The sequence below is a fragment of the Parasphingorhabdus sp. genome (genome assembly GCF_036963705.1).
In the GTDB taxonomy this organism is placed as follows: Bacteria; Pseudomonadota; Alphaproteobacteria; order Sphingomonadales; family Sphingomonadaceae; genus Parasphingorhabdus.
Map to the genome: position 1 here is coordinate 22,332 of NZ_JBALUT010000023.1, position 16,271 is coordinate 38,602.

The 16,271-nt window shown below is 57.2% G+C and carries 14 protein-coding genes and 1 tRNA gene; 9 read left to right on the forward strand and 6 right to left on the reverse strand.

All coding sequences use genetic code 11. The annotated features are described in order from the left end of the window. Positions 1 to 17 precede the first annotated feature (17 nt). The 6 genes from V7680_RS07530 to V7680_RS07555 all read left to right on the forward strand — a co-directional run bounded on the left by V7680_RS07530 (position 18) and on the right by V7680_RS07555 (position 4,253). On the forward strand, positions 18 to 899 hold the full coding sequence (locus V7680_RS07530) for an SH3 domain-containing protein (RefSeq protein ID WP_335652672.1): 882 nt from the start codon (positions 18 to 20) through the stop codon (positions 897 to 899). Between the two features lie 298 nt (positions 900 to 1,197). Next, the gene (gene rpsF / locus V7680_RS07535; RefSeq protein ID WP_335652673.1) at positions 1,198 to 1,560 is read left to right on the forward strand and encodes a 30S ribosomal protein S6; all 363 of its coding nucleotides are present in this window, start codon (positions 1,198 to 1,200) and stop codon (positions 1,558 to 1,560) included. A 20-nt stretch (positions 1,561 to 1,580) separates the two neighbouring features. After that, entirely contained in the window at positions 1,581 to 1,805 is a 225-nt protein-coding gene (gene rpsR, locus V7680_RS07540; RefSeq protein ID WP_176279215.1) for a 30S ribosomal protein S18, read from the forward strand. Positions 1,806 to 1,815: 10 nt separating this feature from the next. Beyond that, positions 1,816 to 2,463 carry a 50S ribosomal protein L9 gene (gene rplI / locus V7680_RS07545; RefSeq protein ID WP_335652674.1) on the forward strand — a complete coding sequence of 216 codons (648 nt, stop codon included), beginning with the start codon at positions 1,816 to 1,818 and terminating at the stop codon, positions 2,461 to 2,463. An 87-nt stretch (positions 2,464 to 2,550) separates the two neighbouring features. Continuing rightward, the gene (locus tag V7680_RS07550) at positions 2,551 to 3,597 is read left to right on the forward strand and encodes a hypothetical protein (protein WP_335652675.1); all 1,047 of its coding nucleotides are present in this window, start codon (positions 2,551 to 2,553) and stop codon (positions 3,595 to 3,597) included. Beyond that, a complete protein-coding gene (locus V7680_RS07555; RefSeq protein WP_335652676.1) occupies positions 3,597 to 4,253 on the forward strand; it encodes a Fe2+-dependent dioxygenase in 657 nt (218 codons plus the stop codon). Before V7680_RS07550 ends, V7680_RS07555 begins: the two co-directional genes overlap by 1 nt. A 12-nt stretch (positions 4,254 to 4,265) precedes the next feature. On the opposite strand, the gene folE is transcribed toward V7680_RS07555, so the two are convergent. The 6 genes from folE to V7680_RS07585 form a co-directional block, all read right to left on the reverse strand. Then, positions 4,266 to 4,886, reverse strand: coding sequence for a GTP cyclohydrolase I FolE (gene folE, locus V7680_RS07560; RefSeq protein WP_442954990.1), 621 nt, complete (start codon positions 4,884 to 4,886; stop codon positions 4,266 to 4,268). A 113-nt stretch (positions 4,887 to 4,999) separates the two neighbouring features. Continuing rightward, positions 5,000 to 5,076: transfer RNA gene (locus tag V7680_RS07565), tRNA-Arg, on the reverse strand. Between the two features lie 176 nt (positions 5,077 to 5,252). Next, the gene (ppdK, locus tag V7680_RS07570; RefSeq protein WP_335652677.1) at positions 5,253 to 7,928 is read right to left on the reverse strand and encodes a pyruvate, phosphate dikinase; all 2,676 of its coding nucleotides are present in this window, start codon (positions 7,926 to 7,928) and stop codon (positions 5,253 to 5,255) included. A gap of 218 nt (positions 7,929 to 8,146) precedes the next feature. Next, on the reverse strand, positions 8,147 to 10,237 hold the full coding sequence (gene glyS / locus V7680_RS07575) for a glycine--tRNA ligase subunit beta (protein ID WP_335652678.1): 2,091 nt from the start codon (positions 10,235 to 10,237) through the stop codon (positions 8,147 to 8,149). A 112-nt stretch (positions 10,238 to 10,349) separates the two neighbouring features. Further along, a complete protein-coding gene (locus tag V7680_RS07580; RefSeq protein ID WP_335652679.1) occupies positions 10,350 to 11,222 on the reverse strand; it encodes a glycine--tRNA ligase subunit alpha in 873 nt (290 codons plus the stop codon). Positions 11,223 to 11,409: 187 nt separating this feature from the next. Continuing rightward, complete coding sequence (locus V7680_RS07585; protein ID WP_335652680.1) at positions 11,410 to 13,509, reverse strand: molybdopterin oxidoreductase family protein; 2,100 nt, start codon at positions 13,507 to 13,509, stop codon at positions 11,410 to 11,412. A gap of 146 nt (positions 13,510 to 13,655) precedes the next feature. Here V7680_RS07585 and V7680_RS07590 point away from each other — a divergent pair, with 146 nt between their 5' ends. The 3 genes from V7680_RS07590 to V7680_RS07600 all read left to right on the forward strand — a co-directional run. Then, positions 13,656 to 14,603, forward strand: coding sequence for a TraB/GumN family protein (locus V7680_RS07590; protein WP_335652681.1), 948 nt, complete (start codon positions 13,656 to 13,658; stop codon positions 14,601 to 14,603). 52 nt (positions 14,604 to 14,655) lie between these two features. Further along, the gene (locus V7680_RS07595) at positions 14,656 to 15,570 is read left to right on the forward strand and encodes a TraB/GumN family protein (protein WP_335652682.1); all 915 of its coding nucleotides are present in this window, start codon (positions 14,656 to 14,658) and stop codon (positions 15,568 to 15,570) included. Positions 15,571 to 15,582: 12 nt separating this feature from the next. Beyond that, positions 15,583 to 16,271, forward strand: a 689-nt coding sequence (locus tag V7680_RS07600; RefSeq protein ID WP_335652683.1) for an acyl-CoA thioesterase, incomplete at its 3' end; no start/stop codon positions are given.

Here is a 16,271-nt window from a genome sequence, read left to right on the forward strand (position 1 = left end):
CAGGGAGCTAGAATATCATGACCAAGTCACAATTTATCTCGACATCATCCATCGCCTTTGCCGCAATGATCGCTTTCGGCGCGCCGGCACAGGCGGCAAAGCAAGCAACGGTCGAGCTGACGCATTGCGATGCAAGCTATGGCACGATTGCTGTGGTCGAGGGCGATACACAGGGCTGGAGCAAATTCGGACTGGGCAGCCCGCGCGAACTGGTGACAGCCATTGCGCAGCAATCCGGCTGTTTCGAGGTTCATAGCGCCGCAAGTGCGGCGCCGGCAGACTTTCTCGTCAATGTCATCGCCGGTGACAAGGAAGAGGTAGACCAGGGCGTACAGGCAGCAAAAGGGCTCGCGACCGATGCCTTCGTCCGCTCCGGCGCAGCCGGGCAGATGCTCGGCAGAGTACCGGGTGCCGGCGCGCTTATGGGCATGTTCGGCGGGCTGGGCGGCAAGAAAAAAGTCGTCGCAGCGGGTATTCGCGTTGTCAGCCCCGCCAACGGCCAGACCCTGGTTGCCGGAACCGGAGAGGTGAAAAAATCGACACTGTCTTTTGCCGGTGGCACGCCCTGGATAGCTGGCGCGAACACGGCGGGCTATGCGGACTCCAAAGATGGCAAGATGCTGACCGAGGCGTTCATCATCGCCTATAATAGCGTCGTTTCCCAGGCCGGCGCGCTATCGGCTGTTCAAGTGGCAGCGCCTGCGGCCGAAGCGAGCGCGACATATACGGTGGCGATCGACACGAACCTTTACGCCAGCGCCAACAAAAGCGCCGACAAGGTCCGCGCATTACGCGCCGATACCGAATTGACACCAACCGGCAGCAAAGCCGGCCTGTTTGTCGAGGTCAGCGACAATTACGGCACGAAAGGATGGGTTTCGGTGGAAGACTTGCGATAATAGCGACCCGATCGCAAGACTGGCATCGTCTGGAAGGGCGCTCTTCGAACGGAGAGCGCCCTTTATTATTCGATAAGATTACGCCCAACATTCCTTTTGATACAGGCGGCCATATCCAGCCATTGCGACAAGATAATTCCGTGTCCCCGACGGCCCCTTGCATTCCCTCGCCAATTACGCCATAGGCCCCGCTTCCGCGTGAACCGGCCTGTCCGACTCACCTGGAAAAAGAAGAAAGCCGGAGGGGCGTTCGCATGGTGCGGCGTCAGCGATCGGCGGTAAATGAAGGAATGATTGCATGCCAATGTATGAGCATGTCTTCCTTGCGCGACAGGATCTGAGCCAGTCTCAGGTTGATGCTCTTGCGCAGGAAGCCACCAAAATTGTTGAATCCAACGAAGGCAAGGTCGTACTGACCGAAACCTGGGGCCTGCGTACGCTCGCCTACAAGATCCAGAAGAACCGCAAGGCTCATTACGTCATGCTGCGTCTCGATGCACCCGGCAGCGTTATTCTGGAACTCGAACGCCAGACCCGGATCAACGAAGATGTTATCCGTTTCCTGACCATCCGCGTCGACGAGCATGAAGAAGGCCCGTCCGTGATGATGCGTAAACCCGACCGCGATCGCAAACCGCGTCGCGATTTCGACAATAATTAAGCCAGAGAAGGAGTTAAAACATGGGACGTCCATTTTTCCGTCGCCGCAAAAGCTGCCCCTTTTCCGGCAAAAACGCCCAACCAATCGACTATAAAGACGTGAAGACGCTGCAGGGATTCATTTCCGAACGCGGCAAGATCGTACCAAGTCGTATCACCGCAGTTTCAGCCAAGAAGCAACGCGAGCTTTCCAAAGCTATCAAACGCGCTCGCCACATTGGCCTCCTGCCTTACCTCGTGAAATAGGAGCGAAACAATGGATATTATTTTGCTTGAACGCGTAGAGAAACTCGGCAGCATTGGCGACATCGTCACCGTCAAAAACGGCTATGCTCGCAATTTTCTACTGCCTAACAAAAAGGCCCTTCGCGCCAATGCGGCGAACAAGAAGGTCTTTGAAGCCAACCGCCAGCAAATCGAAGCTGACAATGAAACGAAGCGCAAGGAAGCCGAAGCGGCATCCGGTAGCATCGATGGCAAGCAGATCGTATTGATCCGTGCATCGTCCGCGAGTGGACAGCTATACGGTTCTGTGTCGGTTCGCGACATTATCGAAGCGCTGAACGCTGACGGCAAGGGCACCGTGGTAGAAAAAAGCATGGTCATTCTGGAAAAACCGATCAAGACCCTCGGTGTTTTCGATGTCCGCGTTCGTCTCCACCCGGAAGTCAATGTCAACATTCAGGCCAATGTCGCCCGTTCTGACGACGAAGCTGACATGCAAAAAGACGGCGTCGACGTGATCGCTCAAATGTTTGAAGACGATCAGGCCGAACTGGCTGCCAACGCTCTTGCACCTGACAGCGAAGACGATGCTGAAGAAGCTGGCGAAGAAGCCACTGCGGAAGCATCTGCTGAGACCACAGAAACAGAAGAACAGGACGATACCGAAACCAAGGAATAGTCCTATTCTGACTTTGATATTGAAAACCCGGGTCCGGAACGTCGCAAGACGGTTCACCAGACCCGGGTTTTTTCGTTGGAGGCTCGAGTGAGCAACGATTGGCAGTCCCTTTTTGCAAAAGATGCGTCGCTTTTCCCGCATCTGGCTGATCTGCAGAAGGAGCAGGTCTTGCTGTCGACAATGAGTGAAACGGCATTCCGCCAGGCCAGCTTCCTCGACCAACGTATATTTACCCCCGATCTTGCACGGCAGGTCATGTCCTGGGCGGACGTAGCATCCGTGCCGCTCGCGCGCCTCTCCAAGCCACAATATATTTTCCATATCGGCCATGTCGGATCGACTCTGATCTCGCGGCTTCTGGGTGAGCTCGATGGCATATTGGCGCTTCGCGAACCGGCGATATTACGGCAACTGGCCGACGTCCATGTCAACAATCCCGCTGGAATCGGCTGGACCGGTGACGAGCAGGCCAAGCGGCTCGACCAAGTGGAAAACTGGCTTTCGCGAGTGTTTCACGCCAATCAGCGGGTGATGATCAAGGCGAGCAGCTTTGTCAGTCCCCTGGCCCGCCATCTGTTAGCTGATTCAGGCACTGCGCTCTTCCTGTTCGCTTCCCGCAAACGCTATCTGCAGACCATATTGGCCGGCGATGCGTCGAAACAGGAAGCGACTGCGCTGGCCGACCTCAGGCTGAACCGCCTCGAGCAGCATTGTGGGCAACCTGTCGGGACCAAAGAGTCGCTGACGCTTGCCCAAACCGCCGCTCTGGGATGGCTGTGCGAGATGGTCACGCTCTGTGATGCGGAGGTCCATTGTCCGGATGCGAAAATTGCGTGGATGGATTTTGATCATTTCCTGAGTCAGCCCGCAGAATATTTGCAAGTGGCGGCCGATCACTTCGGCACAAGCCTTGCCTTGGATCAGGCCCAAAGCCTCGTGTCCGGATCGATCATGACCAGCTATTCCAAGGCCCCCGAATATGATTATAGCGCATCGTTGCGCGAAGAGCTTTTGGCCGAGGCAGGGCAAATTCATGCTGACGATATCACTCAGACACTGCTATGGATCGATCAATTGGCGCGGCAACATCCCAAAGTGGCGGCCGCGATAGCAACAGCGGAAATGAAACGATAATGTTCAAGCAACTCAACTTACTGGATCAGGCTCAGGTCAACGAACTGAAACAAATTGCAGCGAAGGCACAATTTGTCGATGGCAAGATCAGCAACCCGCACAGCAAGGTGAAGAATAATCTCCAACTGCACGATGTCGAAGGCTATAAAAAGTCCTCGAAGATCCTGCTCGACGCATTGATGGCCAATCGCGAGTTTGTCGATTTTGCCTTTCCCGAGAAAGTCGCTCCGCCGCTTATCACGCGGTATCAGCCCGGCATGAACTACGGATTGCACGCCGACAGCGCGATCATTCCATTGCCCGACGATCCGCTCCGGTCCGACTTGAGCTGCACGATATTTCTAAGCGACGTGAAGGATTCCACCGGCGGTGCTCTCCACGTGACACAGGGCGAGGCCAGTATGCGGTTCAAGGGGCCTCCGGGTACCGCGATCGTCTATCCGTCCTCGACGCTTCACGAGGTTGAACCTGTCACCGAGGGTGAACGGATGGTTGCCATCACCTTCATCCAGAGCAAAATCCCGGATGTTACCAACCGCAACCTGCTATACGAACTGAACGAAGTCGCCGCGCTGGAGGGGCTTAACATGTCGCATGCAAATTATACCCGCCTGCAGGCGATACAATATAATCTGATGCGGAAGTGGATGCGCTGAGCGGGTTTTGGCTCAATAGCCCATCAGGCTCATCACTTCCTTGCGGCTGCGTGCATCTTCCATAAAACAACCATGTAGACGACTGGTGGTCATCTTGACACCGGGTGTACGGACCCCGCGCGCGGTCATGCAGCTGTGGCTGGCTTCGATCACCACCGCAACGCCGTCGGGTTTCAGGTTTTCCCAAATACATTCCGCGACTTCAGCGGTCAGCCGTTCCTGCACTTGCAGCCGACGGGCAAAGCCGTGGAGCACGCGGGCGAGCTTGGAAATACCGACGACCTTGTCACGCGGCATATAGGCGATGCTGGCCTTGCCGATGATCGGCGCCATATGATGTTCGCAATGCGAGTGGAACGGGATATCCTTGAGCAGCACCAGCTCGTCATAGCCGCCGACTTCTTCGAAAGTACGGGCGAGGTGCATCGCGGGATTCTCCGCATAACCTTCGCAATATTCCTTCCACGCCCGCGCCACGCGTTTCGGCGTGTCGATCAGCCCTTCCCGCTCCGGATCCTCGCCGGCCCAGAGGAGCAGCGTCTTCACCGCTTCTTGGACTTCATCAGGTACCGTAATTTTCTGCGCTTCGCGCTCGGCAAGCGCATCGACGATGGAATGGGAATAATCGGCCAATACAGGTCCTTCGGTTTATCGGGTGCAATGCCGATAAACTACGCTAGCTGCGAGCCATGCGCAAGTGCACCTTGGTGCATCTTTTGAAGTGCATGGTCTGACAAAAAGGAAGGTGGTGCGCCCAGAGAGATTCGAACTCCCGACCCCTTGATTCGTAGTCAAGTACTCTATCCAGCTGAGCTATGGGCGCTAACCAGACGGTGCAGATAGGGGGTGAATTCTCCGCTGGCAACCCATAATTTGCCTTGTTGGTCCCACAATCCGAACTATCTTGTCACATCTGCTCTTCGAGCCCGATGCCGAGCGCATTGTCAGGCAGAACTCGCTTGCCTTCAGCGCTCCGCATCCGGTGCGAAGCAACCTATATCATTTGCGAAGAGCCGCCTGCGCCGCCGCTAGCCGAGCGATTGGCACACGATAGGGCGATGCGCTGACATAATCCAAGCCGGTCTTTTCGCAAAAGGCGATCGAGGCGGGATCACCGCCATGTTCGCCGCAAATCCCGAGTTTGATATCGGGGCGGGCTGCCCTGCCCCGTTCTGCTGCGATTTCAATCAGTTGGCCGACGCCTTCGATATCGAGACTGACGAACGGATCGCGCGGAAAAATGCCCTTGTCGACATATTGGGTCAGGAAGCGCCCGGCATCGTCGCGGGAAACGCCCAAAGTGGTCTGGGTCAGATCATTGGTGCCAAAGCTGAAAAACTGGCCATGTTCGGCGATCGCGCCGGCCATCAGGGCGGCGCGCGGCAGTTCGATCATCGTGCCGACGAGATATTCTATCTCGCGGCCTTTTTCGGCGAAGACTTCCTTCGCCATCCGGTCGACCACATCTTTCATCAATTCCAGCTCGCGCGCGGTGGCGACGAGTGGGATCATGACTTCAGGAATCGGCGCTTCGCCGCTGGCTTCTGCGACTTCACAGGCCGCTTCGAAGATCGCCCGTGCCTGCATTTCATAGATTTCGGGATAAGTGACGCCGAGACGGCAACCGCGGTGGCCGAGCATCGGATTGAACTCGTGCAATTCATTGGCCCGCTGTTTCAGCGTTTCAACGCCGACATTGGCGGCTTTCGCGACTTCTTCAAATTCCGACTGGTGATGCGGCAGAAATTCGTGCAGCGGCGGATCGAGCAGGCGGATAGTGACCGGCAGGCCGACCATAACCTCGAAAATCTGGCGGAAATCGTTGCGTTGTTCCGGCAGCAGTTTCGCTAGTGCAACCCGGCGACCCGCTTCGTCCGGTGCCAGGATCATCTGGCGAACGGAGGTAATCCGCGCCGCATCAAAGAACATATGCTCGGTGCGGCAGAGACCAATTCCCTCGGCACCGAAATCGCGCGCAACTTGGCAATCGAGCGGGGTTTCCGCATTGGTGCGGACGCCAAGGCGGCGGACCTTGTCGGCCCAGACCATCAGGACGCCGAAATCGCCGACCAGCTCGGGCTGGATTGTGTCGACCCGGCCGGCCATGACCTGACCATTGCTGCCGTCGATGGTCAGCATATCGCCTTCCTTGAGCTCGCGGTCGCCGACCTTCATGATCTTGGTTTCATTGTTGATCGAAACCGTGCCGGCGCCGGAAACGCAAGGTCTTCCCATGCCTCTGGCGACCACGGCAGCATGTGACGTCATGCCGCCACGCGCCGTCAAAATGCCCTTGGCGGCATGCATTCCGTGAATATCTTCAGGCGAAGTCTCGGTGCGCACCAGAATGACATCATCGCCCATTTCGGTACGCCGTTCTGCGGTGTCGCTGTCAAAGACGATGAAGCCGCTAGCCGCGCCGGGAGAAGCCGGCAGGCCGGTTGTCAGCACATCGCGCTTGGCTTCTGGATCCAGCGTCGGGTGGAGCAGCTGGTCAAGCGCCATCGGATCGACGCGCAATACCGCTTCTTCTTCGGTAATCAGGCCATCATGGGCCATATCCACCGCGATTTTCAATGCCGCCTTGGCGGTACGCTTGCCGGAGCGGGTCTGAAGCATCCACAATTTGCCGCGCTCGACGGTAAATTCGATATCCTGCATGTCGCGATAATGGCGTTCGAGTAGATCGAAAACGTCCGTCAATTCCTTGTACGTCTCCGGCATCGCCTCTTCCATCGACAGCGGCTTGGCACCCGCCTCTTCGCGCGCGGCCTTGGAGAGATATTGCGGTGTACGGATACCGGCGACGACATCCTCGCCCTGGGCGTTGATCAGCCATTCGCCATAATAAGCGCTGTCGCCGGTCGACGGGTTGCGGGTGAAGGCGACGCCGGTCGCGCTGGTTTCGCCCATATTGCCGAAGACCATCGCCTGTACATTGACCGCGGTGCCCCATTCGGAGGGAATGTCGTTGAGACGGCGGTAGACCTTGGCCCGATCCGCCTGCCAACTGCCGAATACGGCGCTGACTGCGCCCCATAGCTGGTCATTGACGTCTTGCGGGAATGGTTTGCCCCAGAGCTTTTCTACCAGGCTCTTATATTCCGCAACCAGAGCCTTCCAATGTTTAGACTCCATCTCGGTATCGGTAAAGAAGCCGTTGTCTTCCTTGATGATTTCCAGCGCTTCCTCGAACGCGTCATGGTCGAGCTGAAGCACGACGTCGGAATACATCTGGATGAACCGGCGGTAGCTGTCCCAGGCGAAACGTTCGTCGCCGGAGGTTTTGGCAAGGCCTTCGACGGTCTCGTCATTGAGACCGAGATTGAGCACGGTGTCCATCATGCCGGGCATCGAGGCGCGGGCGCCGGAGCGCACCGAAACCAGCAGCGGATCGCCCGCATTGCCAAATGTCTTGCCGGTCACCGCCTGAATATGGGCCACGCCCTGCGCGACTTCGGCGTTGAGACTTTCGGGATAAGCGCCGTCATTGTTCATATATTCGGTGCACATTGCCGTGGAGATCGTGAACCCCGGTGGTACCGGCAACCCGATATTGGCCATTTCGGCTAGATTGGCCCCTTTGCCGCCGAGCAGGTTGCGGGCTTCTGTTTTGTCAGATGGCGCGCCATCTGCGTCCATGCCGCCACCGAAACGATATACATATTGGGTCATTCTAGCTCTAAACTCCATATGTTAGCCCCTCCTCTTCAGAGGAGGGGTTGGGGTGGTGTCGTGCCACCAAGAGATTCGGAAAGCGGCATCGAGCCACTTTCCTCATATCCCACCCCTGGATCCCCTCCATTGAAAGGGAGGGGTAAATTGCTCTGGTCTACCGCAAAATCTCGCTGACGAGCTTTACAAACTTTACACTGTTATGAATCAAATATCTTCTAGCCCTCGATCTTCGAAAAATCAGCAACTTGGTGGACGGCGTTACGAAAGCGCGCGAGCAGGGCTAGCCGGGCTTCGCGCTTTGCTTCGTCTTCGTCGTTCACGGTCACATCCTCGAAAAACTGGTCAATCGGTCCGCGCAGCGCCGCGAGCGCGGTCATCGCGGTTTCAAATTGCTCGGCGGCGATCGCAGCGGTGACTTCCGGCTGCGCCGCGTCGAGCGCGTCGATCAGGGCCTTTTCCGCTATTTCGGGCGTGTAGGAAAGCGGTTTTGCATCACCCTGCTCCGCGCTGCCCGGCGCTTCCTTCTTCAATATATTCGAAGCTCGCTTGTAACCGGCGAGCAGGTTCACGCCATCCGTAGTTTCGACAAAAGCCTGCAAAGCCTTAACCCGGGCGAGCAAGCGCACCAGATCGTCTTCTCCGCCAAGAGCAAACACCGCGTCGATCAGATCGTGCCGGACCCCTGCCTCGCGTTGCTGCACTTTTAATCGGTCGGCGAAGAAATCGAGAAGTTTACCCCGACTCATTGTCAGTCCAGCAGGGCTTTCAACAAGCCAATTCTGAGCATTTTCGATGGCAACTTCCAACGGAATCCGGAGGTTGTTTTCCTGTATTAACGACACCACCCCAAGGGCAGCACGCCGCAAGGCAAAGGGATCTTTAGAGCCAGTTGGAGGCAAGTCGACACCGAAGAATGCTCCGAGAGTATCAAGCTTGTCCGCCAAACTCACGAACACAGTCACCGGATCGGTCGGCACATCATCGCCCTGCCCGACCGGCTTGTAATGATCTCTGATTGCGTGTGAGACTTCTACCGGAAGTCCTTCTTTCTCTGCATAATAGCCGCCCATCAAGCCTTGCAGCTCGGGGAACTCGCCGACCATTTCGGTGACGAGATCAGCTTTGCAGAGACGTGCGGCCTGCTTGGTCTGTTCTGGGTCGGCACGGAGTAACCCAGTCCCTTCTAAAGACGCCAACCACTCAGCCAGCTTGGCTACACGCTCTACCTTGTCGGCAACCGTTCCCAATTTCTCGTGGAACACAATGTTGCTCAATTTCTTCGCATGATCCTCCAACTTGGTCTTCTGGTCAAGTTCCCAGAAGAATTTGGCGTCGGAGAGCCGCGCGGCGAGGACTTTTTCATTCCCCGCTGTAATTGCCTTGCCGCCATCGCTGGCGTCGATATTTGCCGTGCAGACGAAATTCGGGGCGAGAGCGCCCTGTTTGTCGCGGCAGATGAAATATTTCTGGTTCACCCGGGCGGTCAGCTGGATCACTTCCTCGGGGACATCGAGAAACGCAGGATCGAACGACCCGAGCAACGGCACCGGCCATTCGGTCAGACCGGCGTTTTCGATCACCAGGCCTTCGTCTTCGACCAGGTCAAGACCGGCATCGGCTGCGGCCTTGGCGGCACCATCGCGAATGATATTCTGGCGCTCTTCGTGATTGACCAATACGTGACAGGCCCGCAGTTTTTCGACATAATCACCGGCATTACCGATGGTGATCATGCCGTCATGATGAAAGCGGTGGCCGACAGTCTGGCAACCCGACGTCACGCCGTCAATTTCGCATTCGACCAGTTCATCGCCCAATATAGCGACGATCCCGCTGAGCGGCCGCACCCAGCGCAGGCTTTCGGTCGAGCTGCTCGCATCGCCCCAGCGCATCGCCTTGGGCCAGGGGAAAGCTCTGATGATCGCCGGAATGGCTTCCGCCAATACGTCCTTGGTATCACGGCCCGGCTTGTTGATCACTGCAAAATAGGTCGGGCGCCCCTTGACGTCACGGACTTCGAGCTGGTCCCGGGTGACGTCATTCTTGCGGCAGAAACCGTCAACCGCCTGATCGGGCGCCGCTTCGGGCGGGCCCTTGGCTTCCTCGCTGACCGCTTCGGTTTGCGCGGGCAGGTCTTTAGCGACCAGAGCAAGACGCCGTGGCGTCGAATAAACGGTGATCGCGCCGGCCTTGAGGCCCGCTGCGGTCATTTGTTCGGCGAACAGCCGTTCGAGGTCGATGCGCGCTTTTGCCTGCATGCGGGCGGGGATTTCTTCGGAGAGCAGTTCGAGGAGGAAATCGGTCATGATGGCAAACCGTCATTCCAGCGAAGGCTGGAATCCAACCCGCCTTGCGTGGGAGAACCGCACTTGGTTTGGACCCCAGCCTGCGCTGGGGTGACGAGTGTCAGAAGAATGATCACGCTGTCCACCCGTTCTTTTCCATATGCGCTTCACAGCTGCCCTTGGCCAAATCCCGGACGCGGCCCATATAGCTGGCGCGTTCCTGAACGCTGATGACGCCGCGCGCCTGCAACAGATTGAATACGTGGCTCGCCTTGATTGCCTGCTCGTAGGCCGGGATCGGGAGTTTTGCTTCGAGGCAATTCTCGCATTCGCCGACCGCCTTGTTGAACAGGTCGAACAAGGTCTCGGTATTGGCGACCTCGAAATTCCATTCCGACATCTGCTTCTCGTTGTCGAGGAAGATATCGCCGTAAGACACTCCATTGCCGTTGAAATCCAGATCGTAGACGCTGTCGACATTCTGGATATACATGGCCAGCCGTTCGAGGCCGTAGGTCAGTTCGCCAGCGACCGGCTTGCAGTCAAAGCCGCCCATTTGCTGGAAATAGGTGAACTGGGTAACTTCCATGCCGTCGCACCAGACTTCCCAGCCGAGGCCCCAGGCGCCAAGCGTCGGGCTTTCCCAGTCATCCTCGACAAAGCGGATATCGTGCAGCATCGGATCGATGCCGATCGCGACCAGACTGTCGAGATAGAGTTGCTGGATGTCCGGCGGCGATGGTTTGAGCACCACCTGATATTGATAATAATGCTGAAGCCGGTTCGGATTTTCGCCATAGCGGCCATCGGTCGGACGGCGGCAGGCCTGGACAAAGGCCGCGTTCCACGGATCAGGTCCCAACGCGCGCAGGGTTGTAGCGGGATGGAACGTCCCTGCCCCCATTTCCATGTCATAGGGTTGCAGGATCACGCAGCCCCGATCGCTCCAGTAATTATGGAGTTTCAGGATGATCTGCTGGAAGCTTAGAGGCTTCGTATCGGCCAAGATGAAGACTTTCTTCGCGAGTGCAATATTTACGCGCTGCTTTGGCGAAGGAGGGCACTAGGGTCAAGGGAGGAGTTCCCTCTGGCGGGGATAAAAATGTCATCCCAGCGCAGGCTGGGGCCCAAACAAATTTGCGACTCCCCCGATCGAGCGGATTAGACCCCAGCCTACGCTGAGGCGACAGACTCTATTCCGCCGCCACCAATTCTTCTGCTCGCTCGACCGTAACCGGAGTCGCATTCAGTACCGCATTGCCGGACAAGCGGTCATAGCTTGTTGGATCGGTCAGATCGTTGATTGAAACCCCCGGCTTCTCCCGCGCCACCGACAGACCGACGCCCTTTCGTCCGTGACCGAAGCCATGCGGGATAGACACCACACCGGGCATGACGTCGTCATTCACCTCGACCGGGATATCGATGCTGTTAACCCGGCTGGTGACCGTCGCCATGCCGCCATCGATCAGGCCGCGAGCCATGGCGTCATCGGGATGGATCATCAAAGTACAGCGATCCGGCCCCTTGAGCAGGCGCTTGCTATTGTGCAGCCAGCTGTTGTTCTGGCGGACGTGGCGGCGACCGATCAGGCGCAGCACATCGGGCCGCTCGGTTTCGAGCGAAGCGGCGAAATGCTCAAGTTCGGCGAGGAAATCGGGATGGGCGCACTGGATCATGCCATTTTCGGTGCGCAGCCGTTCGGCCATACATGGTTGCAGCGGTCCGAGATCGATACCGTTGGGCGCGGCCTCTACCTCGGCCAGAGTCAAACCTGCAGGAGAGCTTTGCAACATATTGTCGAGGACATCGCGCGGTATGCGGATATTGGGGATATCCTGCCCGTCCTGCGCCAATATCGCCAGACTCAGTTCCGCGACAATCTCCCAGTCCGATTTCTCGCCATCCGGCATATCAAAGATCGCCGGCGAGTAGCTGGCATAGTTGCGGATCGCGAGCGGCCCGAAGAAAAACGGATAATGGTCCTTCTCCAGCGGCCCGCAAGGCGGCAATATATAGTCGGCGTGGCGACTGGTCGCGGTGACATACATGTCGAACGAGACCATCAGGTCGAGACGTTCGAGCGCGCGGTCCAGCTTTGCGCCATCCGGTGCCGACAGAACCGGATTTCCGGTCAGCACGAACAATGACCTGATCCGCTCCTCGTCGTCGCGCAGCATTTCATCGGCAAAGGTTATCGTCGGAAGCTCCCCCATGATCGACGGCATCGTGCCCCGCACAGTATCGACGGTGCGCACCGATCCCCTGCCAACCAGATTGATCGTATCGAGTGCAGGCTGCGGGACCATCGTGCCACCGACCCGGTCGAGATTTCCGGAGGCGATATTGATGATCTGGATCAGCCACTGGTTGAGCGTCCCGAATTCGCAGACCGAAACGCCCATCCGGCCATAGAGCGCAGCAGGCTGGTCCGCGGCCAGTTGCGCGGCCATTTCCTGCATGGTGGCGACCGATATACCGCAATGGGCAGCGAGCTGATCCATATCGAAGCCGGCTATCGCCGGTTCGATGGCGCTCCAGCTGTCATCGAGCAGATCATCGACGCGGGACGTATCGACCAGCCCGCCATCGAAAATGCTTTTCAAGATCCCGATGATCAAGGCGGTATCGGTTCCCGGCTTCACGAAGTGATGCGCGTCGGCGATCTTGGCGGTTTCGGTCCGGCGCGGGTCGACGACGATCAGCTGACCATCGCGCGCCTGCATTGCCTTCACCCGTTTTTTGAAGTCGGGCACCGTCCAGATGCTGCCATTGGAGGCCACCGGATTGCCACCGATGATCACCAGATACTGGCAACGATCGATATCGGGCACGGCGGCGAGGCTGACATGGCCGTACATATGATATTGCACGACATGATGCGGGATTTGATCCAATGTCGAAGCCGAATAGATATTTTTCAGACCCATGGCCCGGCGTAGCTGGCCGACTTGGGTGGAGAGCGCATAATCATGCGCGCCGGGATTGCCTGCATACATTGCGGGTTTGGCGCCTTGCCCCTTAAGCGCGACAAATTTCGCAGCAATTTCCGTAAAAGCCTGTTCCCAGCCAATTTCCTGCCACTGGCCATCCACTTTCTTCACCGGCTTGTGCAAACGGTCGGGATCATCCTGCAAATCCGCGATCGCGGTTGCCTTGGGGCAAATATGCCCCCTGCTCAGCACATGATCGGGATTGCCCTTGATCGAGAGTATTTCGCGCCCCTCGACCTCCACCAACAAGCCGCAATTGGCTTCGCAAATATGACAGGTGCGGGCGTGGATCATGCTCATCAGGGGATCTCCTATATTTAATCATCCGGTTAACAGATTTGTAAGGCGGGTGCCAGTACCACCGGACCATCACTCAAATTTCACTGGGCATTTGCCGATAATTGTTGAATGTAGCCCTTTCCAATCTCTCTCGGAGCAACTTATTCATGGCGCGTCGCTGGCTTTCCACGGTTTTACTCTTCCCCCTGTATCTGACGCTGACCGCCTGCCCGGCTACCCAGAAAGATATCGCGAGTGTGAGCAGCAATGCCGCTCCTGCAGCCCCTGCCGCGCCTGCGGCCATCCCCGATGATCCCGATCCCGCGCTCTGGGTGATCAAGGATGATGACACGACCATCTATCTGTTCGGCACCGTCCATATTCTGAAGCCAGGAATGTCCTGGTTCGACGAAGCGGTGAAAGAAAGTTTCGACGCGTCGGATGAACTGGTCATCGAAATGATCAAACCCGACCCAGCGGTGATGGCAAAAATTGTTACCGATCTGGCAATCGATACAAGCGGTGTATCGCTGCGAGACAAATTGACCGCAGAAGACCGTGCAGACTTTGAAGCGGTCATGACCAAATTCGACCTGCCGGTCGCCGCGTTCGATCCGCTCGACCCGTGGTTCGCCAGCGTCAATCTCTCGCTGATACCGCTGATGAAAAACGGATATGCGGCCGATCAGGGCGTCGAGGATGAATTGCTGTCGCATGCCAAGGCCCGGGCAATCACGGTCACCGGACTGGAAACCCCGGAGCAGCAATTGGGATTCTTCGACAATTTGCCCGAAGAGGTGCAGATTCGCTTTCTCAACTTCACCGTCGACACCATAGCCGACGCCGCCGACGGCATGGAACAGATGGTCGCGGAATGGGCCAATGCCAATATCGATGCGCTGGGTGCGCTGATGAATGCCGGCATGGAAGACAGGATTTTATACGACACGTTGCTGGTCAATCGCAACCGCACCTGGGCCGATTGGGTCGGCAAGCGAATGGAGCAGCCGGGAACGGTTTTCCTGGCAGTCGGCGCCGGCCATCTTGCCGGAGAAAGCAGCCTTCAGGCTATCCTGGAGCAAAAAGGACTGACTGTAGATCGGATCGAATATTGAAAATTCTCGCTATCGGGCTTCCTTTTGACTGCGGAGGCACCAAATAGGTCCCATGCGTATCCTGGCCCCCATCCTGACTCTATTTGCCGCGTTGATGCTCGGCGCATGCAACAACACGCCCGAGCCCGTGACCCTGAACACGGTCAAGACCGGCACGCCCGCGCTTTGGAAAATCAGCGGCACCCAGCCCGGGCAAATAGGCGTGGCCTATATGTTTGGCACGATCCATATCCTACCCGACGATGTCCAATGGCGGACGCCTGCTCTGGAAGCGGCGATTTTGGAATCGGATCGGCTGGTCATCGAAGTGTTAGGACTGGACGACGCCCAGGGAGCGGCGAAAATATTCTCCCGGCTGGCGATCTCGCCCGGACAGGAAAAGCTGGAGAGGCGGATCAAGCCGTCCTTGCACGATGACCTCGACCGGATCATCGATTCCGCCAATATCCCCGAACGCTCTCTCAACCGGATGGAAACATGGGCCGCCGCGCTTTCGCTGGCTTCCGCGCAAACCAAGGGGCTCGGACTGAACAGCAGCAGCGGTGTGGAGGAGATACTCACGGCCCAATTTACCAAAGCAGGCAAACCGATCGAGGCACTGGAAACCATCGAACTGCAATTGGGCTATTTTGACAAGCTTCCCGAAGAGCAACAACGCCAGATGTTAACCAGCGTGGTTGAAGATTCATCCGATGCACGACAAGATTTTGAAAATCTGTTCAACGCCTGGATGACCGGAAATGTCGAACAAATGGTGACGCTAACCGACACCGGTATTCTGGCCGACCCGACGACTCGTAAATATCTGCTGGTATCGCGCAATCTGGATTGGGTGGAGCAGTTGGACAAGCGCCTGCAAAAGCCCGGTACATCGCTGATCGCGGTAGGCGCAGCCCATCTCGTCGGACCGGATGCGGTGCAGGAAACGCTCGCTAAACGCGGCTATAAAATTGAAAAAATCCAATAATCAGGGCATTGCATGACATTTATATTTGATCGCGAAACCGCGCTAATCGCGCTGGACGACGGCCAGTTCACTATCGAAGCCAGCGATGTATATCGCAATCCGACCGGCATGGCCTTTGGTGGATGGGTGGCAGCGATTGCGGCGCAAGCAGTAGAAATGCTCCCCGAGCGTCGTGGCCCGTTGGTTTCGCAACAAATCATATTCATGACCGGGGTAGGACCGGGCGAGGTCAAAATATCGGTCAAATTGCTCCGCGCCGGTGCATCGACCCAATTCTGGCGCGTGGAACTGTCCCAGAACGGCGCGTTGACCAACGCCGCAGATATCGTGACCAGCACCCGCCGTCCGACCGATATCGACTATCAGGTCGCGATTCCTGAGGCCAAATCACCAGAAGACTCGATCTCCCTGCCATCGGTCAACCCGATGGCTCCGGCATGGGTCTCGCATTATGACCAGCGGATTGCCAAGGGCATGCCCTTCGCGGTCAATGAATCCCCCGAAGCTATGGTCTGGATCAAGGAAGCCGACGGTCGTCCGGTTGACCGGGTCAGTCTATTCTCGATTCTCGATACTCCGATGCCACGGACATTTTTCGTTACCGAACAATTCCGTCCCGGCTCGACCGTATCGATGGCCACCTATATATACGCCAGCGATGAGGATCTGGCTGCGGCAGGCAATGATTTCATGCTTCTGCG